This is a genomic window from Mangrovibacillus cuniculi, assembly GCF_015482585.1.
Classification (GTDB): domain Bacteria; phylum Bacillota; class Bacilli; order Bacillales; family R1DC41; genus Mangrovibacillus; species Mangrovibacillus cuniculi.
In genome coordinates, this window is record NZ_CP049742.1 from 1,734,197 (window position 1) to 1,761,016 (window position 26,820).

The following is a 26,820-nucleotide window of genomic DNA, read 5'->3' on the forward strand; positions in this document are numbered from 1 at the left end:
CCCCTCCAAATATTATTAGTAAAAAAGTCATGCTTTCAGAATACCAAATTATCTAAAAATTGTCACTTACCATTCTATTTAAAATTTCTCAGATTGAAGATATTTCCTTACTTCAGGTATGAAATACAGAGAACCGGTGACAACGAGCAAATCTTCTTTATTATTTTCTATCCAATCATTTAGAAGTGCTTTCCAGTCCATAACCGGTTGAACATAAATCTTGTTATCTTTCATTAATTGAGCAACTTCTTTTGCGCTTGCTGCTCTCGGAAAGTCAAATTCTGTTACATACACTTCCACATTATTTATTTTTACAAGTTCTTTAAACATTTCTTTTATCGGCTTATCTTTGAGTAATGCTATAAGTACTTTCACTTTTTTATTGGGATAAACAGTTTGCACTGCATTTACTAAAGCAGTCATACCTTCTTTATTGTGCGCACCGTCTAATATGATATCTGGCGAGGTGAAGACAATATCCGTTCTTCCAGCCCAACGAGCGTTCTCTAATCCACTTTGGATTTGAGATGGCGTAATATGGTAAGGTAATTGAAGGACAGCTGTTATGGCTAATCCCGCGTTCTCCATCTGATGAATCCCTAACAACGGTATTTTCACAGGAAACGACTCGTTACTTTTTATGTACAGAAACTCTTCCCCTAAAGATGAGGAAGAAATTTGCTCTACTTTCCATGTGTCATTTAATAACGTTGTAGAATTCATTTTCTCACTCACTAATAAAATTTCAGTCTTGGCAGCACCTTCTATATTACCTAATACAACCGGAACTCCTGACTTAATAATTCCTGCTTTTTCTCTAGCTATTTCTTCTATTGTATCTCCAAGTATCGCTTGATGATCAAAACCAATTGTTGTAATGACACTCAAAATTGGTTCCACTATATTTGTAGAATCTAATCGACCACCTAACCCTACTTCAATAAGTAATAGATCTATATCCTCTCTAGAAGCAAAATAGTAGAAAGCGATAGCTGTAATAATTTCAAACTCTGTTGGGTAGCCAAGTTCCGTATCGCCTAGTTCCTCCGCTAACGGTTTAATAATAGATACTGCTTTTACTAAGTCTTCATCGGCAATCATTTCTCCGTTTACGGAAATCCGCTCTTGAAAATACAAAAAATAAGGTGAAGTGAAAGTGCCAACTGTTAAACCTGATTCTTGCAAAATAGATCGCATGTAATTTAATGTAGACCCTTTACCATTCGTTCCAGCTATATGTACAACAGGCTTTTTCAAATGCGGTTGATCCAGTCGCTCCATCAACCATTCCATTCTCTTCAAACCAGGTTTAATACCAAACTTTAAGGTGGAATGGATCCAATTAATTGCTTCTTCTACAGTCCAAGACACGTTTCATAACCTCTTTTCTAGTTGAAATCAACGTATATTATTTTCTTAAGAAATTCATGTAGATTATATAGAAAACAGGTGGATTTATATAAATAGATCCACCTGTTTTTTTATAAATTTATAATGATAAGATTGGCAGTAAAAAAAATCTTACTGCAATAATTGTGCTTTACTCTATTTATATTCTGGGATTGGAGCGAAAGGGGGCGACTCCTGCGGAAAAGGTGGGTAGCTGAGACCCCACAGGAGTTAGGAGCGAAGCGACAACGACGAGGAGGCAGTGTCTAGCTACAGGAGCGCAACCGCTAGGGAAACTCCAAAAGCCCTCCGTTGGCTGAAGATCTGCCTACTCGGTCTTCTGGAGTTTTCTGCCGCGGCTGAACGCGCCCCTTACGCATTTCTATTCAGATGCCCGCCCCGCGGAAAGCGTCCCCCTGCAGCGGAAATCCCTCTGCAGTCATTATGATGTTTCGTCCAATCCTTCCATGAATTATAGTTGCTTCAGTTCTTGAATACGTTGTTCCACTGACGCTTTCTTCTCTAAATAATCTTTTTCTTTCGCTTTTTCTTCCTCCACTACATTAGCAGGAGCTTTACTCACAAATCTTTCGTTAGTAAGTTTCTTTTGAACGCGGTCTACTTCACTCGTCCACTTCTGTAACTCTTTCTCTAAACGGGCAATTTCTTCTTCTACATTAATTAACCCTTCAAGAGGTAAGAATAGTTCTGCACCTGTTACAATGGCTGACATCGCTTTTTCTGGAGCTTGAATGTCTGTTCCAATTGTTAATGTTTCTGGATTACAGAAACGCTCAATATATCCTCTGTTTGCTTCTAAAGATTCCGCATCCTTAGATTTAATTACTAACGTAATTTTCTTACTTAGTGGTGTATTTACCTCTGCACGAATGTTACGTACTGCACGAATGATATCCACTAATTGTTTCATATCTTCTGCTGCTTTGTTATCCGAAAGTGATTTATCGACAACTGGCCAGCTTGCTACCGTAATAGATTCGCCTTGATGCGGCAAGTTCTGCCATATTTCCTCGGTAATAAACGGCATGAACGGATGTAAAAGTCGCATTGTGTTGTCGAGAACATAAGCTAAGATGGAACGAGTTGTTTTCTTCGCTTCCTCATCCTCTCCATATAACGGAAGTTTTGACATCTCGATGTACCAGTCACAGAAGTCATCCCAAATGAAGTTATATAGAACACGACCTACTTCACCAAACTCATACTTGTCGGATAAGCGAGTTACCGTTTCAATTGTTTCATTAAGACGAGTTAAAATCCATTTATCTGCTACAGATTTCTTACCAGTTAAATCGATTTCTTCATACGTTAAACCATCCATGTTCATTAAAGCAAAACGAGAAGCGTTCCAAATCTTATTAGCAAAGTTCCAAATAGACTCTACTTTTTCCATGCTGAAACGTAAGTCTTGACCTGGAGAAGAACCAGTAGATAAGAAGTAACGTAGTGCATCTGCACCATATTGATCAATAACATCCATTGGATCTACACCGTTACCCAGAGACTTACTCATTTTACGACCTTCGCTATCACGAACTAAACCATGAATAAGTACATCTTTAAATGGTCTTTGTCCAGTAAATTCAATACCTTGGAAAATCATACGAGATACCCAGAAGAAAATGATATCGTATCCTGTTACTAATGTTGAAGTCGGATAGTAACGCTTAAAGTCTGGTGATTCTGTTTCTGGCCAGCCCATCGTAGAAAATGGCCATAGTGCAGAACTAAACCAAGTATCTAATACATCTGTGTCTTGCTCCCAGTTTTCCGCATCTGATGGTGCTTCATGTCCTACATATACTTCGCCTGTTTCTTTATGATACCAAGCTGGAATTCGGTGTCCCCACCAAAGCTGTCTGGAAATACACCAGTCACGGATGTTTTCCATCCAACGTAAATATGTTTTTTCAAATCTTTCTGGTACAAAGTTTACTTTGTCTTCCTTTTCTTGAAGCGCAACTGCTTCCGCAGCTAAACTTTGCATATTTACGAACCATTGTGTAGATAGATACGGCTCTACAACTGCTCCACTTCGCTCAGAGTGGCCAACAGAATGTAAGTGCTCTTCAATTTTAAATACTACACCTGCTTCTTCAAGCTCCTTAACGATTTGCTTACGACATTCAAAGCGATCCATACCTTGGTACTTTCCAGCCAACTGATTCATTGTACCGTCTTCATTCATTACTAGAATGCGCTCTAAATTATGACGATTACCAATTTCAAAGTCGTTAGGGTCATGCGCAGGAGTAATCTTTACTGCTCCAGAACCAAATTCCATATCTACATAGTCGTCACCAACGATAGGTATCAATCTACCTGTAATTGGTAATTTAACTTTTTTCCCAATTAAGTGCTTGTAACGGTCATCTTCTGGATGAACTGCAACAGCTGTGTCTCCTAGCATTGTCTCTGGACGTGTTGTAGCGATTTCAATAGAGCCGCTTCCATCTTCTAGAGGATAACGCATATGGTAGAATGCACCTTGCACATCTTTATAAATTACCTCGATGTCTGATAAGGCCGTTTTTGTAGCTGGATCCCAGTTAATAATGTATTCACCACGATAGATAAGTCCTTTCTTATATAGCGTTACAAATACTTCATTAACGGCTTTTGATAGACCTTCATCCAATGTAAATCTTTCACGCGAATAGTCTAATCCAAGTCCTAGCTTTGACCACTGAGAACGAATGAATGAAGCATATTCTTCTTTCCACTTCCACGTCTCTTCTACGAATGCTTCACGACCTAGGTCGTAACGAGATTTACCTTCGCTGCGTAGTTTTTCTTCTACTTTTGCTTGCGTTGCAATTCCCGCATGGTCCATTCCTGGTAACCAAAGTACATCATAGCCTTGCATACGCTTGATACGAGTTAAAATATCTTGTAACGTTGTATCCCATGCATGGCCTAAGTGTAATTTACCCGTTACATTTGGTGGTGGAATTACGATTGTATATGGTTCTTTCTCTGGATCTGGTTTTGCTTCAAAGAAAGCTCCTTTTAGCCACCACTCGTAACGACCAGATTCAATCGATTTCGGGTCATATTTTGTTGGCATTTCTAACTTTGTTTCTTCTTGTGTTGACATCGATTTTCGCCTCCTAAAAATGTGTAGAAAATACAAAAAACCCCTTCCGTCAAAAGGACGAATGGAGTTGTTTTCGCGGTACCACCTTTTTTCATACAACAAAATAAACCACTTTGTTGTAGCTCTTCATCTCATAACGGCTTCTAACCGGCTCTTGCTACTAGTACTTTCACAAGAACTGCTCCAAGGCGACCTTCCACAATGAGCCCTTAGGTGTCTTTCAGCCTAGAACACCCTCTCTAAAAGCGCCTACTTGTGTACTCTTCCTTATCTCGGCATCTTTATGTAATTTTCTTTATAGTATACAATTATAGCCACATTCGTCAACCTTCAATTCATTAGCATTTAAAATTGGGCTGAAAATTTATTCATTAGATAGTGTTTATTATATATACTACCAAGGGATCCTAACACTCTGTTTTCTCCTTTGGCGTCCACTGGTAAACAAAATGATCCCTAAAGGAGACTCATCTAAGAGCGAGCCACATCACGTGGCTAACGATTAGTTGTTACGATTCACGTAACAAAAAAAGGAAACCTCCAGCATTGGTGGGCTCCTTTTTATCCGTTTTGTTCTTCTTTTTGCTTCTCTATTTCTTCCAAACGCATCACAATGTACTCAATATTCTTCAGTCTCCAGTAGCTATTCTGCAACCTTTGGACATACTTCATCTCGTTACGTCGATGTTCCTTCGCATGATACTGCTGGACAACTGTAGTCAATTTTCCAGGATGCGCTAAGTATGCCTGGAACAAGAGCAATTCTTCTTTTTTCAAAGGAAAATGAGAAAAATAGCTTTGCAGAGCAAAAAGTAAATCTTCGTGTGGTTTCATCGGAGTATCTACTACTTGATAGATAAATGGTAATAAATCATGAGAAGGAGAACCATAGACAGATCTTTCAAAACTTGTGAAGAAACCTAACCCTTTTTCATCAAATAAAAAATGGTCTAAGTTTACCTTTCCGTGCACTAACACAGTTCGTACTTTTTCATTTTCTTTTGATTCTTCAAACCATTCCTCTAATTTATTTCTAGCATATTTTAACGCTTGTGAAACATCTAGATAAAATGTTAGAAATTGAAGTTGGAAAGGAGATGGATACCACTCTTCTTCACACTCTTTTAAAAATGTTTCTAGAAAGTCATTCTCTTTTTCCCATTCTCCATCTAAAACTTGAAAGTGATGTTCACGATCTTCCTTTGAAACAGTTTCTTCTTTCACAGATAGTAGGTGTAACCTTGCTAATTCCTTCAGCATTTTATCCATTTTTTCTTGTCGTTCTTCTAATCTTTCATTCATAACAAAGGGCATTAAATAATAGAGTGTTGTTCCATCAAGAACACCATATCTGCCATCTAGTGTTGGAAATACTGGCACTAATCTTTGGAATCCTTTTTGCGCCATAAAATGAATATTTCGAACAAAATCTAACCCTACTTTAGCAGGAATCTCTTTCAAAATATAGTTCCCTGAACGAGCGTACACCTTATATACGCAGTCTCTTTTTTCTAAAAATTGCGCTTCTAACCCATACGCTTGAAGCACAGATCCAATTCTATTGGAATTATCTTGTGTTGAAGACATGCTTAGCCCCACCTTTTGAAGAAAAAGCAAGGAGAGCTATCTCCCCTTGCTTTGTTTCGTTCCAGCTATTGTTTAAACGAATAAATGTTACTTGTACTTGGAATCGTTAGCACTTGACCTTCTTTCAGATACTCATCTTCTCCAAGTTCATTTGCCTTTGCAATAGCATGGGAGGGAACTTTATAACGATCTGCAATAGTTTGTAGTTCCTCTCCTTGTTGCACAATGCAAATTCGTAATCTAGTAGATTGCTCCTCTTGTTTACGAGCAAAGAAATCTGTTAGAGAAATAGACTCTTCTTTCTTTGATTTCGATGCTTTGACATCTAACATTAAAGGGCTACTCTCTTCATCTTCTTGCACTTCTTCTTCTTTGGAAGCTTCCGGATATACATAGGGCTTTTCTACATCTGGGCTACTAGAAGATTCTTCTTCTTCTTCAAATAGATCTAAGTCAAACATATACTCTTTATCATCACGTTCTTGATAGGCAGGTGGTTCTTGCTCTTGATAGTTTTGATCATATTGAACGTACACTTCTTCTGTATCTTCCGCTGGAGTTGCTTCAGCGACTTTACGAGCTTCTGTATAGAAGTATGGGCTATCTTCCGCAGGCTCTTGCACTTCTTCATCGTGCGCAAGCTCTACTTCTACTTCCACTTCCGTATCTGCTTCTGGTTCAGCATAAGCTGTTCCACGGAAATCCTCATAGGATTGATTTACTTCTTCGTTCAGTCCTACTGGAAAATAGTTCTCATCTTTAACTCCTTCAATCATTAGTTCCGCTTGTACACGTAGGCACGCTTTTTCTGGAAATGAATAATCAAATGAAGCAATGGATACGTCCACATCATTTGTATTCGCTACTCTTGTTTTTGGAATAGCGATATCAATAGGAAATGGATGTTCAATATAGCATGTACCGTCTTCTCTGTATTCTGTCTTTTCTACATACTGAACCGTTTTCTCTGCTTCTTCTGAATATTCTTCTTGTTCTTCTTGGTTTCGCGCGTACTCCCCAGTAAGTTCTAGAATCCCACGAATTACGTAGTAGTGTTCTTGCTCCGTGATGGTTATATTAGGATCCAAAGAAATGGATTGAAGTTCTTCTACTTCCTGTCCTCTTTTGAACCATACTGTTTCTTCCAGAGTTACACGTAAATATGATTGTTCTTGTGACAATATAATTCCTCCTCCCAAGCTACAATTCCATTCAGTATTGTCCTTATCAATGTATGAGGGAGGAGAATCATATATTACATTCATTTTTTTGGAAAATAGTGTTAGGGATTTTAAAACCAAAAGTGACTGCACAAGAATTTTTCAAAAAATCATTTTCACTGCATTTATTTTATTTCTACTTTCCTGTACAAAGAAAAAGTGGACCTTAAATAAGGTCCACTAAAATATCTAAACTGTTATTTACTTCTTCGCCAAAGTTGCAAATGACTTTTCTACTGCTTCCAATGTAAAGGCAATGTCTTCATCCGTATGAGCTGTGGATAAGAACATTCCTTCGAATTGAGAAGGTGGTAACGATACTCCGTTTAGCGCCATTTCACGATAGTAATTTGCAAAGAATGCCAAGTCACATGTTTTAGCATCATCGTAATTTCGCACTGGTTTGTCTGTAAAGAATACTCCGAACATGGAGCCTGCACGGTTGAAACTTACTGGAATATCGTACTTCTCTGCAGAAGCACTAATACCATTTTCTAGCATATCGCACATCTCGTCAAAACGATTATACGTCTCAGGCGTTAGTTGACGAAGCGTTTCAAAACCAGCAGTCATAGCTAGTGGGTTACCCGATAGTGTTCCAGCTTGATAAATCGTTCCACTTGGGGCAATTTGCTCCATGATTTCACGTTTACCACCATATGCTCCAACAGGTAGACCTCCACCAATTACTTTCCCTAGACATGTTAAGTCTGGTTTCACACCGTAGTGACCTTGGGCACAGTTATATGCAACTCGGAAACCTGTCATTACTTCATCAAAGATTAAGACAGTACCATGTTGCTCCGTAATTTCCCTTAAACCTTCTAGGAAACCATGGTTTGGAGGTACTACTCCCATGTTCCCCGCTACTGGTTCCACGATAACCGCTGCTAGATCATCACCAAACTGATCAAAAGCAAGTTTCACGCTATCTAAGTCATTGTAAGGAACCGTAATTGTATTTTGCGCAATAGATTCAGGTACACCAGGAGAATCTGGTAAGCCCAGTGTTGCAACTCCAGACCCAGCTTTGATTAATAAAGAATCACCATGGCCATGGTAACATCCTTCAAACTTCATTATTTTGTTACGACCAGTGTATCCACGAGCAAGGCGTAGTGCACTCATCGTGGCCTCTGTACCAGAAGAAACCATTCGAACCATCTCAATGGAAGGTACGCGATCTTGGACTAATTTAGCTAAATCATTTTCAATGACTGTCGGTGCTCCAAAGCTTGTCCCTTTTTCTGCGACAGCTTGAATCGCTTGAACCACTTGATCATCCGCATGACCTAAGATCAGAGGCCCCCATGATAACACATAGTCTACATATGTATTACCATCAATGTCCGTAATTTTAGAGCCTTTCCCTTTTTCCATGAAAATAGGATCCATATTTACTGATTTCATCGCACGAACAGGGGAGTTTACACCGCCTGGCATTAGTTCTTTCGCTTCTAGAAATGCTTCTTTTGAACGTTCATATCTCATGAGATTACCTCCTACAAATTTATAACGATTAACTTTCTTGTAACCAATCGGCAACGTCTTTTGCATGGTAGGTAATAATTAGATCTGCACCTGCACGCTTCATGGAAGTTAATTTTTCTAGTACTATCGCTTTTTCATCCACCCAACCGTTTTGCGCAGCTGCTTTTACCATGGAGTATTCACCACTAACATTGTAGGCAACCACTGGGCGTTTCGTAAAATCTTTCACTTCGCGCATGATATCTAGGTAGGATAAAGCAGGTTTGACAATAAAGAAATCTGCTCCTTCTGCCATATCCGATTCCGCTTCACGCAGTGCTTCCAGGCGATTGGCAGGGTCCATTTGGTATGTTTTGCGATCCCCAAATTGTGGTGTACTGTGAGCTGCATCACGGAAAGGTCCATAAAAGCTACTTGCATATTTTACAGCATAAGACATAATTGGCGTGTTTACGTAGCCCGCTTCATCTAATCCTTTGCGAATTGCTGCAACAAATCCGTCCATCATATTAGAAGGTGCAATTATATCAGCACCTGCTTCCGCTTGACTGACAGCAGTTTTAGCTAGTAGCGTTAATGTCTCATCGTTATCAACATACCCTTCATGAATAACTCCACAATGTCCATGGTCTGTGTACTGACATAAACAAGTATCAGCTATAACCACCATTTCAGGATATGCTTCTTTGACCACTCTAGTAGCACGCTGCACAATACCTTCTGTCGCGTATGCTTGCGAACCTACTGCATCCTTATGAGCTGGAACACCGAACAGAATGATAGATAAGATGCCTCGTTTTACTAGTCCTGAAATTTCTTCTTCTAATAAATCTAAGCTAATGTGTTCCACTCCAGGCATAGAAGGAACAGCTGAACGAATATTTTCTCCTTCTACTACAAATAGTGGATAAATTAAATCGGATGTATGTAAATGTGTTTCGCGCACTAATGAACGCATCGCTGCACTGTTACGTAAACGACGATGACGGTCAAACTGTAATTTTTCCATCTCCTTGTCAACTCCTTAAAAATTGTTGTAATTCACTTAATGCATGAAGAAATGTGAAATTAGAAGGAACAAAAAGAACGGGAAGCTCTTTTGCCGTTAACGCTTCTGCTGTTGTATCACCAATAGGAATAAAAAAAAGTTGATGCAACGTTGGAATTGTAATCTTATGCGCTTGTCTGACAAAACTAGTAACAGCCGTTGGACTTGCAAAAAACAAGTACGTTGCGGAATGATTTTGAATGATATCGTTTAGTTGACTACTATTATCTTGTTCAACCGTTTTATATAGCACCAATTCATTCACCTTATGTCCAGCTAGTTGCAACGTCTCTATTGTATCCAAATTTGCTTTATTTCCTCTAGGAAAAAGAATTCGTTGTGGCACATTATTCGTCTCCAAGAACTCCGTCACTAGTAATTTTCGAGAATACAAAGTTGGGACAAAATCTGGGATAACCCCATGTGATTCTAAGGCAAGCTTTGTTTTGGAACCAACGACTGCCCATTTTCCTGTGTAGTTTTGTAGAACAGCAGTATTAATCGTAGAAAAGAAAACCTCCACCGCGGTTTGGCTCGTGAACATAATCCAATCTGCTTTTTTCACTTCATCATCTGCTATGTAAACTTGATTACTAGTAGTTTGTATAAGAGGAGCAGCATATGGGACCCACTTATCTGAGTGGTCCCATGCTGACTGCACCCATTCTGACGCTCGAGAAGCTTGTGCCGTAATAATTAACGCAGGTCGCTTCTCCTTACTCATTCTTTTTCTAACTCTTTTTTCACTTGTTGAATTAAATCGTATCCGCCTTGCGCTGAAATAAGTTTCGCTGCTTCTTTTCCGATTTGCACTGGGTCAGAACCGGTTACAACTTCTTTTAAAATTGTCTCACCTTTTGGAGAGCCAACTAACGCAGTTAAGGTAATTTGTTCTCCATTAACAGTTGCATATCCAGCGATAGGAACTTGGCACCCACCATCCATGTCTTTTAAGAAAGCACGTTCTGCAGTAACAGCAAGAGACGTCTCATGGTTAGTGAACTTTTCTAATAGTTGTAGCAGCTCTGTATCATCAGAACGACACTCAATTGCTAGTGCACCTTGACCAACAGCCGGAACACATTGAATTGGCTCTAAATATTCTGTTACAACATCTTGCGACCAACCCATACGAGATAAACCAGCAGCAGCAAGAATGATTGCATCATATTCTCCAGACTGTAGCTTTTCTAATCTAGTATCAATGTTTCCACGAATCCATTTAATCTCTAGGTCTGGACGAATATGAACTAATTGTGCGCCTCTTCTTAAACTACTAGTTCCAATTACAGCACCTGTTGGTAAGTTTTCTAACGTCAGATGATCTTTTGAAATCAAGGCATCTCGAGGGTCTTCGCGAACAGGGATACACCCTATCGTAAGACCATCAGGTAATTCCGCGGGCATATCTTTCATGCTATGAATAGCGATATCTATTTTTTTATCTAAGAGCGCTTGTTCAATTTCTTTCACAAACAAACCTTTCCCACCAACTTTAGAAAGTGTAACATCTAGGATACGATCCCCTTTAGTGACAATTTCCGTTAAGGTAAAATCAATAGAAGGATCGATTTTCTTTAGTTGATCCATTACCCAATTTGTTTGCGTTAAAGCTAGTTTACTTCTTCTAGAACCTACGTGAATTGTTTTTCTCATCTTTCTTCCCCCTACACTTTAGGAATACCATACATGGAAAGTAGATAGTCTACTTGTTGTTAAAAAATTAATTAACACGAACAAAAATGCAGCGCTATTCCACATCGCCAATCGCTTTCCAAATATTCCTTTACGTAACCTTAAATAGATAATCCATCCATATAAGAGTAACACAAAAAATGAACCAATGATTTTACTATCAAACCACGGCACACCATCTAATGAAATAACAGACCATTGCAATCCTAAAATTAAACTTAAAAGCAGCATCGGAACTCCAATAATGGTAGACCAATAAGACAATGTTTCTAACCGCTGAAGATCTGTTAGTCTTTGCAAGCGCTTATTCCAACGTTTTTCTTTTAGCCATTTATATTGAATTAAGTACAGCAAAGAGAAGACAAATGATAGCGTGAATGCTCCGTAAGAAATAAAGGCCATTGTCACGTGAATGACTAATAATTCAGAACGCAGAAACTCACTAATTGCTTCTGAATGAACTTGGACTGGTGCAAATGTATGGATGACCATAATGACAAACCCTAAAATATTTGTGAAGAAAACAGTGAAATCTACACGTAACATTCTATTGATTGCCAATGAAAGAGTCACTAACACCCAAGCATAAAAATAGAGTCCTTCAAAAATTGTTAAGACTGGGAATCTTCCAGTATCTATCATATATAATGCTAAAAAGGACGATTGTAAAACCCAAACAATAGCAAGAAGCCAGAAGGCAATTCGATTCACCTTCTGGTCATTTTGAACAAAATCAATAAAATATAAAAGAATACATAGTGCGTAGAGTATGACCATACCTTCATGAAGTCGTGCGAGTAGTTCGTCTAGCATGAGCAATGTCTCCTTTACGCCTGTAAAGACGGCTCTACAATCGTGACAGGTTTGACTTCTGTCACTACTTTTTGTTTCGACACTTTAGGTTCTTTTTCTAATTCTACGAGTTCTTCAATCTGGAAAATTCGCTTAAATAACTCTAAGTCATAATCTGCGTTAGGTCCAGCTGCAAGCTCTTTTGCATGCAAGATCGGATCCTTTAATAGTTGATTAATAATACTTTTCGTATGCTTGGAAAGAACTTTCCTTTCACGATCTGACAATTGAGGAAGCTTACGCTCTATGCTATTCATCGTCTCTGCTTGTATAGCTAATGCTTTCTTGCGAAGAGCTGAAATAACTGGAACTACTCCTAAAGTAGATAACCAATCGTGGAAAAGAACGAGTTCTTCTTCAATCATCATATAAATTTCTTCTGCTGCTTTTTGACGTTCAGCTAAATTAGCTTGTACAATACCTTCAAGATCGTCAATGTCGTAAAGGAAAGCAGACTCTAATTCGCCAATTGCCGGATCCATATCACGAGGTACAGCAATATCCACTAAGAATAAAGGACGTCCTTTGCGGATGCGTTCTACATCTTGAATTAATTCTTTTGTAAGCAGGTAATTGCTAGCACCCGTCGAACTTATTACAATATCCGCTTCGATTAGCGCACATTGAAGTTCTGCAAGTGTTTTGGCTTCTCCGTCAAAACGATTAGCAAGTGCTTCCGCTTTTTCAAAAGTACGATTCAATACAGTAACTTTTTTCACTCCGCTACCATGCAGATTCTGGATAGCAAGTTCACCCATTTTACCAGCACCTAGAACTAACACATTTCTAGTAGAAAGGTCACCAAATATCTTCTTTGCTAACTCAACTGCTGCATAACTAACAGAAACAGCACTAGAAGCAATGTCTGTTTCTGAATGTGCTTTTTTGGCTAATGTGACTGCTTGCTTAAATAAATGATTAAACACCGTACCTGTAGACTCTAGTTCTTGTCCTGTTAAGAAACTTTTACGTACTTGTCCTAAAATTTGTGTTTCTCCAACGACCATAGAGTCTAAGCCACAAGATACTTTCATTAAGTGTTCAATGGCTCCGTCGCCTTCATAAATAAACAAATATGGTGTGAATTCCTCTTTTGGAATATCAAACCATGAAGCTAAGAAATCTTTAATATAATATCGACCTGTATGCAATTGATCTACTACCGCATAAATTTCTGTGCGGTTACAAGTAGAAACGATGACATTTTCTAGTATCGATTTTTTCTCTTTTAACGTTTCCATTGCATGTCCCAATGTTGATTCGACGAACGATAACTTTTCGCGAATTTCCACGGGCGCGGTTTTATAATTTACCCCGACAACGATGATATGCATGTACTCCGTCACCCCCAATTAGAATCATTATAAATAGTATAACACGTTTCACCGCTTACTGAGGCGATAAATGTGAACAGAAAATGAAAGATATGTTAAGATGATAAGGATTTAAACGTGAAAATTCTTCGCAATGTGAAAACACTTCCATTGTTGCTATATCAAGAATTACACTTCTATCAGCGTAACAAACTTGTAACATGAATTCAAGCTGTTTGTTTGAGAGAAAGGAAGCGTGTCATGAAAGGTCAACGAATATTCCCTGGTATTATTCTAATAGGATTTGGACTCTACTTTTATTTACAACAATCATCATACAGTTTTGCTTCTACCTTTCTACTATGGCCAACATTGCTGCTAATAATTGGAGCTGCTTTTTTAGCTCAAGGATATTGGGCAAGAGACCACGAATCGATTTTCCCAGGAGTCATTTTAGTTGGTTTCGGCATTCATTTTCATGTTGTAAATAAATTGACGATTTGGCCTAATAATATAGGAATTCTTATCTTAATTATCGCCCTTGCGTTTCTATTACGATACCAAAAAACTGGTAACGGAATGTTTCAAGGTGCTTTGTTCTTAGTTATCTCCATCCTGCTTTTATTTTATGAAACTGTTATGGCTTGGTTTGGTATTTTAGGAGAAGGCGTTATTCTTATCACAAACTTCTGGCCAATTCTGCTTGTAATCATTGGACTAGGATTGCTTGTTTGGAAGAGGAAATAATGGATTGTTTCTGGTCACGTAACAAAAAAGACAGGGAGAAAAGTAATCACTACTTCTCTCCCTGTCTTTTCTCTTTACCTATTCGTAATTGTCTCCGGATATAAATCATGATTCATTAAACGGTAATTCGCCATTTCTTCATACTTTGTTCCCGGACGTCCATAATTCGTATACGGATCGATGGAGATTCCACCGCGAGGGGTAAATTTACCCCATACTTCAATATAATGGGGATCCATTAATTCGATTAAATCATTCATAATGATATTCATGCAGTCTTCATGGAAGTCACCATGATTACGGAAACTAAACAGATAAAGTTTTAATGATTTACTCTCTACCATTTTGATATTTGGGATGTAACTAATGTAGATTGTCGCAAAGTCAGGTTGATTTGTTTTAGGACATAAAGAAGTAAACTCTGGACAATTAAATTTAACAAAGTAATCTCTACCTTGATGTTTATTATCAAATGTTTCTAACACCTTAGGATTATAAGAGAATACATAGTCTGTTCCTTGATTACCTAACAATGTTACACCTTCTAATTCTTGATCCACTCTTCCACTCATGTTAGACACCTCGTTTGTTACCCCATACTAGGGCATGTAATTGTGGTAATACGGTTACATCGTTCCATTCCTTTTCTTGAACCACTTGATCTATTAACCATTCATAACATTCTAGTAAACGTAATTTAATTTTTGTATCATCTGTACTTAACACGTCATCGTTTCCTGGTTGTAAGTAAAAAGAGAACTGAGGATAACGTTGATGCACGGTCTTTGCATAAGCAAGATCTTCTTCGTTAAATATCACCACTTTTAGTGAAGTGTGATGAATTCTTTTGTGAGTCACCAATTCATTCACAATGAGATCAAGTGTATCCCAGTTCGTATCCATTTTAGATGAAGGCGGCTTAGGAGAGAGCGTTAGTTGATCTACCTCACAAAACCAATCTTGATAACGACTACCTTGTGTTTCCAACCCTACTTCGATTCCTTTTGAATGAAGTAGAGATATTAAGGCACCCATATTTTTAAGCAATCCAGGATTACCACCTGAAATAGTTACGTGGGAGAATGCTGATTGACCGATTCTCTCTAGTTCATTCACAACTTCTTCAGGAGACATTTGAATGATTTCTTCCTTGGCTGAACCGTCCCAGGTAAAAGCAGAGTCGCACCAAGCACACGAGTAGTCACAACCTGCTGTTCTCACAAACATCGTTTTTTTACCCGCCATCATTCCTTCTCCTTGAATGGTTGGCCCGAAAATCTCTAGAACAGGAAGCTTCATTTATTTACCTCCTTCTTCGGTCGGTAAATAACATAACTCGTTGGTGTCTCACGAACAATTACTTGCACGCAAGTTGGTTGATGATCAAGCTTTTGTAAATTCGTCTCAATGATTTCCCAAATTGTTCTTGCCATTACTTCTGTAGTTGGAAAACGGTTTGAATCTTCATTGTTAAATAAAGGATCTTCATTTAATAATTGGTGATCAAATCGATCATGTACCCAATTTTTTAATTGCTTAAAATCGATGAGGAAACCTGCATGATCTAAGTCATCGCCTGCTACTGTTACGTTTACATAATAGGTGTGACCATGAACACGCTGGCAAACACCCGCTGACTCATGTGGAACATAATGAGCTGCAGCAAATTGAAAGTCTTTGTTTAATTCATAACTATAGTCATGTATGACAGAAGGATACCACTGATTCATTTACATCACTCCTTTTCGAGCCATGTAAGCATCTAGTCCATTTTTACGAAGTTCACAAGCTGGACATGTACCACATCCATCTGCAACAATTCCGTTATAGCACGTTAACGTATTGTTTCGAACGTAATCGAATGCATGTAACTGATCTGCTAGTTCCCACGTCTCTTCTTTTGTTAACCACATTAGTGGTGTGTGAATGACAAATTGATCATCCATTGAAAGATTTAACGTTACATTCAATGACTTAATGAATTGATCACGACAATCTGGATATCCGCTGAAGTCGGTTTCACATACACCTGTAACGATGTGCTTAGCGTTAATAGTTCTTCCAATTACGGCTGCAAAACTTAAGAATAAAAGGTTTCTTCCATCTACAAAAGTGGAAGGAACACCTTTTTCATCCGTCTCTATCGTTTGATCATGACGCGTTAACGCATTGCTTGTTAACTGACTTAACACACTCATATCAATTTCATGATGCTTGATGGATAAGTCCTCACAAATTCGTCTTGCAACATGAATTTCTTCTTCATGACGTTGTCCATATTTAAATGTGACTGCTTCCACTTCTTTAAATTGCTTCATTGCCCAAAACAGGCAAGTTGTACTGTCTTGTCCTCCACTAAAGACAACAAGCGCTTTCTGATTTTTCATTTATCCCTCGCTCCTTTATTAGAAGGCGAGATTCAAGAACGCCAAAAACCCCTCTGACAAGTGCGAACAGACGGGTAGCAAAATGAGACCACATGCACGGATGGCAATGGGCCTGCTAGTTTTTTATAGAGGGAGTTCGCGAACCTCTCCTGTTGCCAGTAGCAACAGACTTCTTATGAGATTTTACACTGTGTAACTATACCATAACTAGGGGAATCGTCAAGGAGTAAATGTTGGATTCCAGCATGGAGGTCTGATGTCATACACATATAATTTTATAGAGCGTAATCGGTATTGTGGTATACCTAAGTTTGTTTTGCTGGGTTCTGCTATACCGCGGGACGTCCCTCTAGTATACCTAACTCAGTTTTCCTGTCTTCTGCTATACCGCGGGACATTCCTCTGGTATACCTAACTCAGTTTTCTTGCCTTCTGCTATATCGCAGGACGTTCCTCTGGTATACCTAACTCGGTTTTTCTACCTTCTGCTATACCGCGGGACGCTCCTCTGGTATACCTAACTCGGTTTTCCTGCCTTCTGCTATATCGCGAGACGTTCCTCTGGTATACCTAACTCAGTTTTTCTGCGTTTTGCTATACCGCGGGAACTTTTTTTAGACCACCTACACAGTTTTTACCCTTCTTTTGTTTTTCCGCAAAGTTATTTCCAACTACGTATGTAAATACCCATAAAAAAAACCGAGAAAACAAAAGTTTCCTCGGCTATTTCTTACATACGTGACTTTAATGCATTCCAAGCTTGATCTTTCCCTTGTCCTGTTTCAGAAGAGAAAACGATGATCTCGTCTCCCTTAGCCAAATCAAGTGTCTCGCGAACGACTTTCTTATGCTTTTCCCATTTACCTTTAGGGATTTTATCCGCTTTCGTTGCTACCACAACACAAGGTAAATCATAATGCTTTAAGAAATCATACATCATAACGTCATCTTTGGATGGTGCATGACGTAAATCTACAACTAATACGGCTGCTTTTAAGCCTTCTCGAGACGTGAAATACGTTTCAATCATTTTGCCCCATGCAGCACGCTCAGATTTGGATACTTTAGCGTATCCGTATCCTGGCACATCGACAAAGTATACAGACTCTTCAATCTTGTAAAAGTTAAGCGTCTGTGTTTTACCAGGTTTGGAAGATGTTCTAGCAAGCGCCTTACGATTGATCATTTTGTTGATAAATGATGATTTACCAACATTTGATCGGCCTGCTAACGCAAATTCCGGTAACTGTTCGTCTGGATATTGCTCCGGACGAACAGCACTTATTACTAATTCAACTTGATTTACTTTCACTACTATTCACCTACTAACGCAATGGATAGAACATCATCCATGGTTGTTGCTAAATGGAATGTTAGCTCTTTACGTACACTTTCTGGAATATCATCAATATCTTTTTCGTTTTGCTTCGGTAAGATAATGGTGGTCACTCCTGCACGATGCGCACTTAACGACTTTTCTTTTACTCCACCAATAGGAAGTACACGTCCTCTTAAGGTAATTTCCCCGTCATTCCTACGTCACGACGGATTGGTTTTTCCGTAAGAGCTGAAATTAAGGCAGTTGCCATTGTTATACCCGCAGATGGTCCGTCTTTTGGAACAGCACCTTCAGGAACATGTATATGAATATCATTTGTTTCATAAAAATCCGTATCAATTCCAAGTTCTTTTGACTTAGAACGAACAAAGCTCAATGCTGTTTGAGCGGATTCTTTCATGACATCTCCTAGTTTTCCGGTTAAAATCGTTTTTCCTTTACCCGGACTTAAACTCACTTCAATTTGGAGTGTATCTCCACCAACTGTTGTGTAAGCAAGACCTGTTGCAACGCCCACTTGATCTTCTTCTTCCATTTTACCATAAGAATATAATGGTTTCCCGATGACAGAAGATAAATTCTTTTCAGAAATCACAATTCTCTTCTTTTCACCTGAAACAATAGACTTAGCGGCTTTACGACAAATTGACCCTAACTGACGCTCTAAACCACGTACACCGGCTTCTCGTGTGTAAGAACGGATAAGTTTTTTTAGTCCATCTTCTCTAACTTGTAATTGTGAACCTTTTAAACCATGGTTATCTAATTGACGTGGGAATAAATGATCTTTTGCAATGTGTAACTTTTCTTGTTCTGTATAACCAGCGATAGATATAATTTCCATACGATCTCTAAGAGGAGCAGGAATCGTCGCTAAGTTATTTGCTGTCGCAACAAACAAAACTTGAGATAAATCATATTGCTCTTCGATATAATGATCGCTGAAGTTGTGATTTTGCTCTGGATCTAAAACCTCTAACATTGCTGCAGAAGGGTCACCTTTAAAATCACTTGCCATTTTATCTATTTCATCTAGTAGAAAAACTGGGTTTACAGATCCTGCTTTTTTCATCCCTTGAATGATTCGACCAGGCATCGCTCCAACATACGTTCTTCTATGTCCTCGAATTTCTGATTCATCACGCACTCCTCCAAGAGAAATACGGACAAATTTTCTTCCTAAAGATTCAGCAATGGAACGAGCTAGGCTTGTTTTACCAACTCCCGGGGGTCCAGCCAAGCAAAGGATAGGTCCTTTTATCGTATCAGTTAGCTGCTTTACTGCTAGATATTCTAGAATACGCTCTTTTACTTTATCCAAACCAAAGTGATCACGGTTTAAGATCTTCTCTGATTTGTTAATATCATGTTGGTCTTTCGTTGCTACGGACCATGGTAAGGCAAGTAACCATTCCACATAATTACGAATAACGGCACTTTCTGCAGAGCTTCCAGGTACTCGCTCGTAACGTTCGATTTCTTTTAGCGCTGTCTTTTCAATATGTTCAGGCATATTTGCAGCTTCTACTTTTTTACGAAGTTCCGCAACTTCTCCAGTTTTACCGTCTTTATCACCAAGCTCTTTTTGGATAGCTTTCATTTGTTCACGCAGGTAGTATTCTTTCTGCGTTCTTTCCATAGAGCGCTTTACTCGTTGACCAATCTTTTTTTCCAACTGCATAATTTCACGTTCATTTTGTAGAATCGAAATCACTTTATTTAAGCGGTCTGTAGCATTTTCTGTCTCTAAAATCTCTTGTTTTTCTTTTACTTTTAACGGTAAATGAGAGGAGACGATGTCCGCTAAACGACCTGGTTCTTCGATATCTGCTACAGTGGCGAATGTGTCTGCAGTAACCTTTTTTGAAACTTTTGTAAATTGCTCAAATTGATCTAACAATGTTCTCATTAGCGCTGTGTGTTCTGGCGTAACTTCCGCATCTACCTCTTTCACTTCATTCAGTGTTACAGAGATCCACTCTTCCGACTCGTCATCAAAAGAAACCATTTCAGCACGTGTTACACCTTCTACAAGGACACGAATGGTCCCATTTGGAAGCTTTAACATTTGTTTTACAGTCGTTAACGTTCCAATATCATATAGCCCTTCTCTTGTCGGACTTTTTTCATCTTCATCTTTTTGTGTAGCTAAAAATATTCTTTGATCACCAAGCATTGCTTGTTCTAAAGCTGCAATGGATCTTTCTCTTCCTACGTCTAAATGCAGGACCATTGTCGGGTAAACTAAAAGTCCTCTTAAAGGTAGTAAAGGATACTGTTTTGTTTGTTTTTTTGTCATTTGTCCACCTCCCTGGCGAATCAATTAAACTGTTCGCCAGCCTCGTAAATCTTTGTACAATTCTACCCCATTTGACCTTTTCTGTCTAATGAACGGCTTATGTTCTCACACAGCTACGTAACTTTTTCCTAAGTATAGTATTAGTTGTAGAGGAGGATTTATGAATGCCACGTTATCCAATTATATGGTGAGAAAACGAAAAAAGTCATAGGTCCTATAGAAGACCTATAACTTCTTTTATATACTTTTTTTATTAATGGCAATTTGCTCAAAAGGAAAAACTTGTTCTTCCTCTCTCTCTAAGCAAAATGACAAGACATCTTCAAAATTATCTACCACTTCAACAGAAATCCCTTCTAATTGATGCAGCAATGGTTGATCATTCTCTTTTGGTATTAGTACACGTTTTACACCAGCTAATTGAGCTGCACGAACTTTTGCAGAAACACCTCCGACTGGTTTCACTTTTCCATGAATACTCATCTCACCTGTCATAGCTACCGTTTGACTAACCGGAATTCGATAGATGGCAGAATAAATTGCTGTTGCCATCGCCGTACCAGCAGATGGTCCGTCAACCGGTACGCCACCAGGAAAATTCACATGAATATCATATTGTTCTGCAGGTACTCCCATAGAACGCAGCACCGTCACCACATTTTCAATGGATCCTTTTGCCATGCTCTTTCTACGGATAGACTTTCCGCTGTTACCAATACTCTCTTCTTCTACAATTCCAGTAATCGTAATGTTACCTTTTTCTTTTGCAGGAATGACAGTAACCTCAATTTCTAAAAGTGCACCAGTATTCGGTCCTGTAACAGCAAGTCCGTTTACTAATCCAATTGCCTTTGAGTCATCAACCATTCGATCCATTCTAGGGGAAAGTTGACTAGATTCTACGACCCATTCAATATCTTCTGATGTTATTGATTTTCGGTCATTGGTTTGCGCTAGCCCTGCTAAAATCTGTACCATGTTTACTACTTCTCGTCCATTGCGAGCAAACTTCGCTATCTGCTTTAGTCCTGGTTTTGCTATATCCAAATGTACTTTCTCAACAGCATTTTGAGCAACTTCCACTAATTCATCTGCTGTCAATTCACGGAAGAATACCTCCATGCATCTTGAACGAATAGCTGGGGGATTTCGTTTGGAGTTCTAGTTGTTGCACCTACTAATCTAAAATCTGCCGGCAAACCATTTTTAAATATGTCATGAATGTGAGAAGGGATATTTGCATTTTCTTCATTATAATAGGCACTTTCTAAAAATACTTTACGGTCTTCTAGGACTTTTAGAAGTTTATTCATTTGAATGGAGTGTAACTCTCCAATTTCATCAATAAATAGAACCCCGCCATGTGCATTCGTTACAGCCCCTTGTTTTGGTTGAGGTATTCCAGCCTGACCCATGGCCCCCGCCCCTTGATAAATCGGGTCATGCACAGATCCAATTAAAGGATCCGCTATTCCTCTCTCATCAAAACGAGCGGTCGTAGCATCCAATTCTACGAAAACTGCACGTTGTCTAAATGGAGACATTCTTTCTTTCTTTGCTTCTTCTAAAACTAGTCGTGCTGCAGCAGTCTTTCCTACACCTGGTGGTCCGTAGATGATGACATGCTGAGGATTCGGTCCACAAAGGGCAGCTTTTAAGGCTTTAATTCCATCTTGCTGACCAACTATATCCGCAAACGAAGTAGGTCGTACTTTTTCAGCTAAAGGTTCTGTTAAGGAGATTGATCTCATTTTACGCAGTTGGTCTAACTCTTTACGTGACTCTCTATCTATGGATACTTTTTGTGTACGCTGACTCTTCAATAGGTTCCAGAAGTAAAGTCCAATGATTACCCCAAAGAACAACTGAATGAGTAAAGCAATTTCTGTCCATCCCATCATTTATTCCTCCACTCTCTTGATGTGTAATTCTAGTATCTCCTTGAGAGGGGAGGAATAAACAAGAAAAGTGAAAGGTGGGCGTTTAGGCGCGGCAGGAAACTTGGATCGACCGAGGAGGTAGTTCTTCAACCACCGCAGTGCGATCCAAGTTTCCCGAGCGGCTGCACACCTGGAACTAGACATAAAGAAAAGTAAAAGCGGCTGTCCTGAGTCGACTGTAAAGTGGGGAGGCTGAAGGAAAACCTGTTTTCCGTAGGACTTACCACTTTATCGCGCGACTCAAGCCGCTGGAACTAGATATGAAGAAAAGTGAAAGGTGTGCGATTAGTCGGGAAGTGAAATAGAAAAAAGGATGAACCTAAGTCCATCCTTCTTTCTTCCCATTAAGCTGGAGTTTTTGTTTCGTATGTTAGCTCTTCTCCATCTTCCGAAAGAAGTTTAGGAGGAGCTTGATTTAAAACTGTTTCTTTTGTAATGACACAAGTGTGAATGTCTTCGCGAGAAGGTAATTCATACATTACGTCTAACATAATGCTTTCGATAATAGAACGTAGACCACGAGCACCAGTTTTACGCTCAATAGCTTTTTTCGCTATTTCCGCTAGGGCTCCTTCTTCAAATTGAAGTTCTACATCATCAAGCTCAAGCATCTTAACGTATTGCTTCACTAGTGCATTTTTTGGTTTTGTTAAGATTTCAATTAGCGCTTCCTCGTCTAACTGCTCTAGAGACGCAATTACTGGAAGACGACCAATGAATTCTGGAATTAGACCAAAACGAAGTAAATCTTCTGGTAACACTTTTGTTAGAAGAGATTTTTCTTCAAGGTCTTTAGCACCATCAGATCCGAAACCAATCACTTTTTGACCTAAACGACGTTTAATAATTTGTTCGATACCATCAAATGCTCCACCACAAATAAATAAGATATTTGTTGTGTCAATTTGAATGAATTCTTGATGAGGATGCTTACGTCCACCTTGAGGAGGAACACTCGCTACCGTTCCTTCAAGGATTTTTAATAGTGCTTGCTGAACTCCTTCCCCAGATACGTCACGCGTAATAGATGGGTTTTCAGACTTACGAGCTACTTTATCAATTTCATCGATGTAAATTATTCCTTTTTCTGCTTTTTCTACATCGTAGTCAGCAGCTTGAATTAACTTTAGTAGGATATTTTCTACATCTTCCCCAACATAACCAGCTTCCGTTAAAGAAGTAGCATCTGCAATAGCAAATGGTACATTAAGGATACGAGCTAGTGTTTGAGCTAGTAACGTTTTACCACTACCAGTAGGACCTATTAAGGAAATGTTACTTTTTGAAAGTTCCACATCATCGATTTTACTGTTAGAGTTTATACGTTTGTAATGATTGTAAACGGCTACAGCAAGTGATTTTTTCGCTTGATCTTGACCAATTACATATTCATTTAAAATTTCTTGAATTTCTCTTGGTTTTGGTACGTCTTTAAACTCAACTTCTTCTTCTGTCCCTAGTTCTTCTTCTACGATTTCCGTGCATAACTCAATACACTCATCGCAAATATAGACTCCAGGACCAGCAACTAATTTACGAACTTGGTCTTGTGACTTACCGCAAAAAGAACATTTTAATTGTCCTTTTTCATCATTAAATTTAAACATAGATGCTCACCCCTTGTGATAACTTAAGAGTTTTAACCCCTGTATGGGTCAATTGATAGACGATCTTGTTGTTCACAATTTTTAATTGTGGTTCAAAATGGTTATGTATTGCATTGTAACATAGTTTGACCTTTTCCTATAACATTTAACATTCTGTGGTTACAGTTTGACAAAAAGGTCTGGTCTTCTAGTGTATGTAAAAAGTTGAAACTTACTCCATTCTTCCCACAAACCATCACCCAATATTCACTTTTATGTAGGAAAAAGCATGGATAGTATGTATGTATCTAAAAATATGTATATATGGAACAAACAAGGCACGTAACCGCACCTTGTTTATTGTTCCTCTATTATAACAAATATTACTTAGCGTTTTCTACTAAGAACTCAACTGCTTTACGAATTTGTAAGTCAGTTTTGATTTGCTCGAAGTTTCCACCTAGAGCTGTTCTGATTTGATCAGCAGATAGGTTGAATTGCTCAGACATGCGAGTTACTTCAGCGTCTACATCTTCGTCAGTAACTGTCACGTTTTCAGCTTTAGAAATAGCTTCAAGCGTTAAGTTTGTACGAACGCGAGCTTCTGCATCTTCACGCATTTGTCCACGTAGAGCAGCTTCGTCTTGTCCAGAGAATTGGAAGTAAAGCTCAAGGTTCATACCCTGCATTTGTAGACGTTGGCCAAATTCTTGAACCATACGATCTAATTCTGTTTCAATCATAGCAGCCGGGATATCAACTGTTGCGTTAGAAACAGCTTGCTCAACTAGAGAATCACGAAGCGTTTGCTCTGCATCAGCTTTTTTCGTTTCTTCTAGACGAGATTGAATTTTAGCTTTTAACTCATCAAGAGTAGCAACTTCTTCTTCTGTTTCTTTTGCGAACTCGTCGTTAAGTTCTGGAAGTTGTTTTGTTTTGATTTCGTGTAATTTCACTTTGAATGTAGCTGGCTTACCAGCTAATTCAGCAGCATGGTACTCTTCTGGGAAGCTAACTTCAACGTCTTTTTCTGCTCCAGTTTCAAGACCAACTAATTGATCTTCGAATCCAGGAATGAAAGAGTTAGAACCTAATTCTAGGCTGTAGTTATCAGCTTGACCACCTTCGAATGCTTCGCCATCAACGAAACCTTCAAAGTCGATTACTACTGTATCGCCGTTTGCTGCAGCACCTTCTTCTTTAAGAACAAGCTCAGCTTTACGCTCTTGAAGAGCTGTTAATTCAGCAGTTACGTCTTCTTCTGTAACTTCTGTTTCTAGTTTAGTAGCTTCTAAACCTTTGTATTCTCCAAGTTGAACTTCAGGCTTAACAGTAACTGTAGCTTTTACTACAAGCTCTTTACCTTTTTCCATTTGCTCAACGTCGATTTCTGGACGATCTACTGGCTCAATTCCAGCTTCGTCAATCGCATTAGCATATGCTTCAGGTAAGATGAAATCTAGCGCATCTTGGTATAAAGATTCTACACCAAAGCGTTTTTCGAATAATGGACGAGGCATTTTTCCTTTACGGAAACCTGGTACGTTTACTTGTTTAACAACTTTTTGGAACGCTTTGTCTAGGCCTTCGTTTACTTTTGTAGCTTCAACTGTAATTGTAAGAACGCCTTGGTTCCCTTCTTGTTTTTCCCATTTAACTGACATGTATTTCCCTCCAACAAATCATGTAATGCCAAAAAAGGCATCAACGTTTTTCTCTTCTTATACTAGTGAGAGATCAATCTCTCCAACACGTAAGTATACAACCACTATATTATAACATACGTTACTCTTGTTTCAACAAATCACTTACATGTTAGGGAAAGTTTTCTCTTCCAATTCATGTATGAAGGTTTGTTTTTCATCTTGGGGAGTTACGTTATTTCCTTCATATAAGCTATTAATGTAAGTTTCATATGCTGCAGCCCACTCGGAAACTGGTTCAAACATTTGATGTATTGGGTAAGTGACAAACAAGTGACGCTTGACCATTTCAAGAAGTTGTTCCAGTAAAACGGGATTGCTCTCTAAGTTAGAGCCCATAAGCAAAGACAGTAACTCTTCGGCTTGTTTTGTTTCAAATGGGTTTGCTAGTTGAGATGGTACGATTACTTTTTCTCTGTTAAATTTTCTGACAGTGCAATGTTCTTGAATTTCCTGTTCACGAAACAATTCAATAATCATGGATTGTACAAATGGATGCTGTTCTTTAGACTCTATCACTTTTTTCAATTCATTTACAAAAGGACGACAATTTTGTTTAGCTAATTGTGCAATCATCATCATTTGCTCATTTACCGGACTGTTTACAAAGGATATTTCACCATCAGAATCGCTTACCTCTTTTTCTCTCACAATTCTTTCCGACATAGACATCAGGGTTAAAAAGTGTTCTTCTTTTTCTTTTGGCAATACATTTTCTTCTTTTAACATTTTGATAACGTCGTAAACTTTATCATATTGATGCAGTTGAATTAAGGTTAACAAGTAGATGTTTAGAATGTCCGTGTATTCATCAAATCCTTCAGATAAGAATACCGAAGCAAGTTCGTTAGCTTGTTGATAATTCTTATTTTCGTAATAAGCCATTAATAGTAGCTGACCTGTACGCTCGTCTGTTTCATCTAGAGAGAAGGCTTGTTCTAATAAGGACACCGCTTCGTTATATAATCGTTGTTCCAGTCTTTCCATCCCTACTTCTACTAAGCGTTTTTTCGTCCCAGGGAACATGACGACATTTTCTTTTATTGGTTTACGTTTCATGTTATCCCGTCCTTTACTCTAAATAGGTACTAGATGTATGTATAGTA

19 protein-coding genes, 2 pseudogenes, 1 riboswitch and 1 other annotated feature are annotated in these 26,820 nt (G+C 38.6%); of the genes and pseudogenes, 1 reads left to right on the forward strand and 20 read right to left on the reverse strand.

The window, feature by feature from the left end; all coding sequences use genetic code 11:
* Positions 1–78: 78 nt before the first annotated feature.
* The 10 genes from G8O30_RS08880 to hemA form a co-directional block, all read right to left on the reverse strand.
* Positions 79–1,371: a bifunctional folylpolyglutamate synthase/dihydrofolate synthase gene (locus G8O30_RS08880; protein WP_239671737.1), complete on the reverse strand. Its 1,293-nt coding sequence runs from the start codon at positions 1,369–1,371 to the stop codon at positions 79–81.
* 490 nt (positions 1,372–1,861) lie between these two features.
* Positions 1,862–4,507 (reverse strand): valine--tRNA ligase, encoded by a 2,646-nt coding sequence (locus G8O30_RS08885; protein WP_239671738.1) that lies wholly within the window; start codon positions 4,505–4,507, stop codon positions 1,862–1,864.
* A 50-nt stretch (positions 4,508–4,557) separates the two neighbouring features.
* Positions 4,558–4,790 (reverse strand) — a binding site (T-box leader).
* Between the two features lie 278 nt (positions 4,791–5,068).
* Positions 5,069–6,094, reverse strand: a complete 1,026-nt coding sequence (ysxE, locus tag G8O30_RS08890) for a spore coat protein YsxE (protein WP_239671739.1) — start codon at positions 6,092–6,094, stop codon at positions 5,069–5,071.
* A 65-nt stretch (positions 6,095–6,159) separates the two neighbouring features.
* Complete coding sequence (gene spoVID / locus G8O30_RS08895; RefSeq protein WP_239671740.1) at positions 6,160–7,275, reverse strand: stage VI sporulation protein D; 1,116 nt, start codon at positions 7,273–7,275, stop codon at positions 6,160–6,162.
* Between the two features lie 240 nt (positions 7,276–7,515).
* Positions 7,516–8,805 carry a glutamate-1-semialdehyde 2,1-aminomutase gene (gene hemL, locus G8O30_RS08900; RefSeq protein WP_239671741.1) on the reverse strand — a complete coding sequence of 430 codons (1,290 nt, stop codon included), beginning with the start codon at positions 8,803–8,805 and terminating at the stop codon, positions 7,516–7,518.
* A gap of 28 nt (positions 8,806–8,833) precedes the next feature.
* Positions 8,834–9,814, reverse strand: a complete 981-nt coding sequence (gene hemB / locus G8O30_RS08905) for a porphobilinogen synthase (RefSeq protein ID WP_239671742.1) — start codon at positions 9,812–9,814, stop codon at positions 8,834–8,836.
* Positions 9,815–9,821: 7 nt separating this feature from the next.
* Positions 9,822–10,577 (reverse strand): uroporphyrinogen-III synthase, encoded by a 756-nt coding sequence (locus tag G8O30_RS08910; protein WP_239671743.1) that lies wholly within the window; start codon positions 10,575–10,577, stop codon positions 9,822–9,824.
* The gene (hemC, locus tag G8O30_RS08915; RefSeq protein WP_239671744.1) at positions 10,574–11,509 is read right to left on the reverse strand and encodes a hydroxymethylbilane synthase; all 936 of its coding nucleotides are present in this window, start codon (positions 11,507–11,509) and stop codon (positions 10,574–10,576) included. Before hemC ends, G8O30_RS08910 begins: the two co-directional genes overlap by 4 nt.
* 18 nt (positions 11,510–11,527) lie before the next feature.
* Positions 11,528–12,361 carry a cytochrome c biogenesis protein gene (locus G8O30_RS08920; RefSeq protein ID WP_239671745.1) on the reverse strand — a complete coding sequence of 278 codons (834 nt, stop codon included), beginning with the start codon at positions 12,359–12,361 and terminating at the stop codon, positions 11,528–11,530.
* A gap of 14 nt (positions 12,362–12,375) precedes the next feature.
* Complete coding sequence (gene hemA / locus G8O30_RS08925; protein ID WP_239671746.1) at positions 12,376–13,734, reverse strand: glutamyl-tRNA reductase; 1,359 nt, start codon at positions 13,732–13,734, stop codon at positions 12,376–12,378.
* Positions 13,735–13,974: 240 nt separating this feature from the next.
* On the opposite strand from hemA, the gene G8O30_RS08930 reads away from it, so the two are divergent.
* Positions 13,975–14,460, forward strand: coding sequence for a LiaI-LiaF-like domain-containing protein (locus tag G8O30_RS08930; RefSeq protein WP_239671747.1), 486 nt, complete (start codon positions 13,975–13,977; stop codon positions 14,458–14,460).
* 74 nt (positions 14,461–14,534) lie between these two features.
* Here G8O30_RS08930 and queF read toward each other — a convergent pair whose 3' ends face one another.
* The 10 genes and pseudogenes from queF to G8O30_RS08980 all read right to left on the reverse strand — a co-directional run bounded on the left by queF (position 14,535) and on the right by G8O30_RS08980 (position 26,773).
* Positions 14,535–15,032, reverse strand: coding sequence for a preQ(1) synthase (gene queF / locus G8O30_RS08935; protein WP_239671748.1), 498 nt, complete (start codon positions 15,030–15,032; stop codon positions 14,535–14,537).
* 1 nt (position 15,033) lies between these two features.
* A complete protein-coding gene (queE, locus tag G8O30_RS08940; protein WP_239671749.1) occupies positions 15,034–15,759 on the reverse strand; it encodes a 7-carboxy-7-deazaguanine synthase QueE in 726 nt (241 codons plus the stop codon).
* On the reverse strand, positions 15,756–16,190 hold the full coding sequence (gene queD / locus G8O30_RS08945; RefSeq protein ID WP_239671750.1) for a 6-carboxytetrahydropterin synthase QueD: 435 nt from the start codon (positions 16,188–16,190) through the stop codon (positions 15,756–15,758). Before queD ends, queE begins: the two co-directional genes overlap by 4 nt.
* Entirely contained in the window at positions 16,191–16,847 is a 657-nt protein-coding gene (gene queC, locus G8O30_RS08950; protein WP_239671751.1) for a 7-cyano-7-deazaguanine synthase QueC, read from the reverse strand.
* Between the two features lie 109 nt (positions 16,848–16,956).
* Positions 16,957–17,000, reverse strand: a riboswitch (PreQ1 riboswitch).
* Positions 17,001–17,577: 577 nt separating this feature from the next.
* Positions 17,578–18,159 (reverse strand): ribosome biogenesis GTP-binding protein YihA/YsxC, encoded by a 582-nt coding sequence (gene yihA, locus G8O30_RS08955; RefSeq protein ID WP_239671752.1) that lies wholly within the window; start codon positions 18,157–18,159, stop codon positions 17,578–17,580.
* Positions 18,160–18,161: 2 nt separating this feature from the next.
* Positions 18,162–20,485, reverse strand: a pseudogene (lon, locus tag G8O30_RS08960) (endopeptidase La).
* Between the two features lie 315 nt (positions 20,486–20,800).
* Positions 20,801–22,383: pseudogene (gene lonB, locus G8O30_RS08965) on the reverse strand (ATP-dependent protease LonB); the annotation flags it as partial.
* A 386-nt stretch (positions 22,384–22,769) separates the two neighbouring features.
* The gene (gene clpX / locus G8O30_RS08970) at positions 22,770–24,032 is read right to left on the reverse strand and encodes an ATP-dependent protease ATP-binding subunit ClpX (protein WP_239671753.1); all 1,263 of its coding nucleotides are present in this window, start codon (positions 24,030–24,032) and stop codon (positions 22,770–22,772) included.
* Positions 24,033–24,394: 362 nt separating this feature from the next.
* A complete protein-coding gene (tig, locus tag G8O30_RS08975) occupies positions 24,395–25,675 on the reverse strand; it encodes a trigger factor (protein WP_239671754.1) in 1,281 nt (426 codons plus the stop codon).
* Positions 25,676–25,819: 144 nt separating this feature from the next.
* Positions 25,820–26,773 carry a tetratricopeptide repeat protein gene (locus tag G8O30_RS08980; protein WP_239671755.1) on the reverse strand — a complete coding sequence of 318 codons (954 nt, stop codon included), beginning with the start codon at positions 26,771–26,773 and terminating at the stop codon, positions 25,820–25,822.
* Positions 26,774–26,820: the final 47 nt, after the last annotated feature.

Coding starts and splice junctions, on each gene's coding strand:
- hemL (WP_239671741.1), bottom strand. CDS start 8,805: ATGAGATATGAACGTTCAAAAGAAGCATTTCTAGAAGCGAAAGAACTA.
- G8O30_RS08930 (WP_239671747.1), top strand. CDS start 13,975: ATGAAAGGTCAACGAATATTCCCTGGTATTATTCTAATAGGATTTGGA.
- queE (WP_239671749.1), bottom strand. CDS start 15,759: ATGAAGCTTCCTGTTCTAGAGATTTTCGGGCCAACCATTCAAGGAGAA.
- hemC (WP_239671744.1), bottom strand. CDS start 11,509: ATGAGAAAAACAATTCACGTAGGTTCTAGAAGAAGTAAACTAGCTTTA.
- queD (WP_239671750.1), bottom strand. CDS start 16,190: ATGAATCAGTGGTATCCTTCTGTCATACATGACTATAGTTATGAATTA.
- G8O30_RS08885 (WP_239671738.1), bottom strand. CDS start 4,507: ATGTCAACACAAGAAGAAACAAAGTTAGAAATGCCAACAAAATATGAC.
- clpX (WP_239671753.1), bottom strand. CDS start 24,032: ATGTTTAAATTTAATGATGAAAAAGGACAATTAAAATGTTCTTTTTGC.
- hemA (WP_239671746.1), bottom strand. CDS start 13,734: ATGCATATCATCGTTGTCGGGGTAAATTATAAAACCGCGCCCGTGGAA.
- G8O30_RS08980 (WP_239671755.1), bottom strand. CDS start 26,773: ATGAAACGTAAACCAATAAAAGAAAATGTCGTCATGTTCCCTGGGACG.
- hemB (WP_239671742.1), bottom strand. CDS start 9,814: ATGGAAAAATTACAGTTTGACCGTCATCGTCGTTTACGTAACAGTGCA.
- G8O30_RS08910 (WP_239671743.1), bottom strand. CDS start 10,577: ATGAGTAAGGAGAAGCGACCTGCGTTAATTATTACGGCACAAGCTTCT.
- G8O30_RS08920 (WP_239671745.1), bottom strand. CDS start 12,361: ATGCTAGACGAACTACTCGCACGACTTCATGAAGGTATGGTCATACTC.
- ysxE (WP_239671739.1), bottom strand. CDS start 6,094: ATGTCTTCAACACAAGATAATTCCAATAGAATTGGATCTGTGCTTCAA.
- tig (WP_239671754.1), bottom strand. CDS start 25,675: ATGTCAGTTAAATGGGAAAAACAAGAAGGGAACCAAGGCGTTCTTACA.
- queF (WP_239671748.1), bottom strand. CDS start 15,032: ATGAGTGGAAGAGTGGATCAAGAATTAGAAGGTGTAACATTGTTAGGT.
- queC (WP_239671751.1), bottom strand. CDS start 16,847: ATGAAAAATCAGAAAGCGCTTGTTGTCTTTAGTGGAGGACAAGACAGT.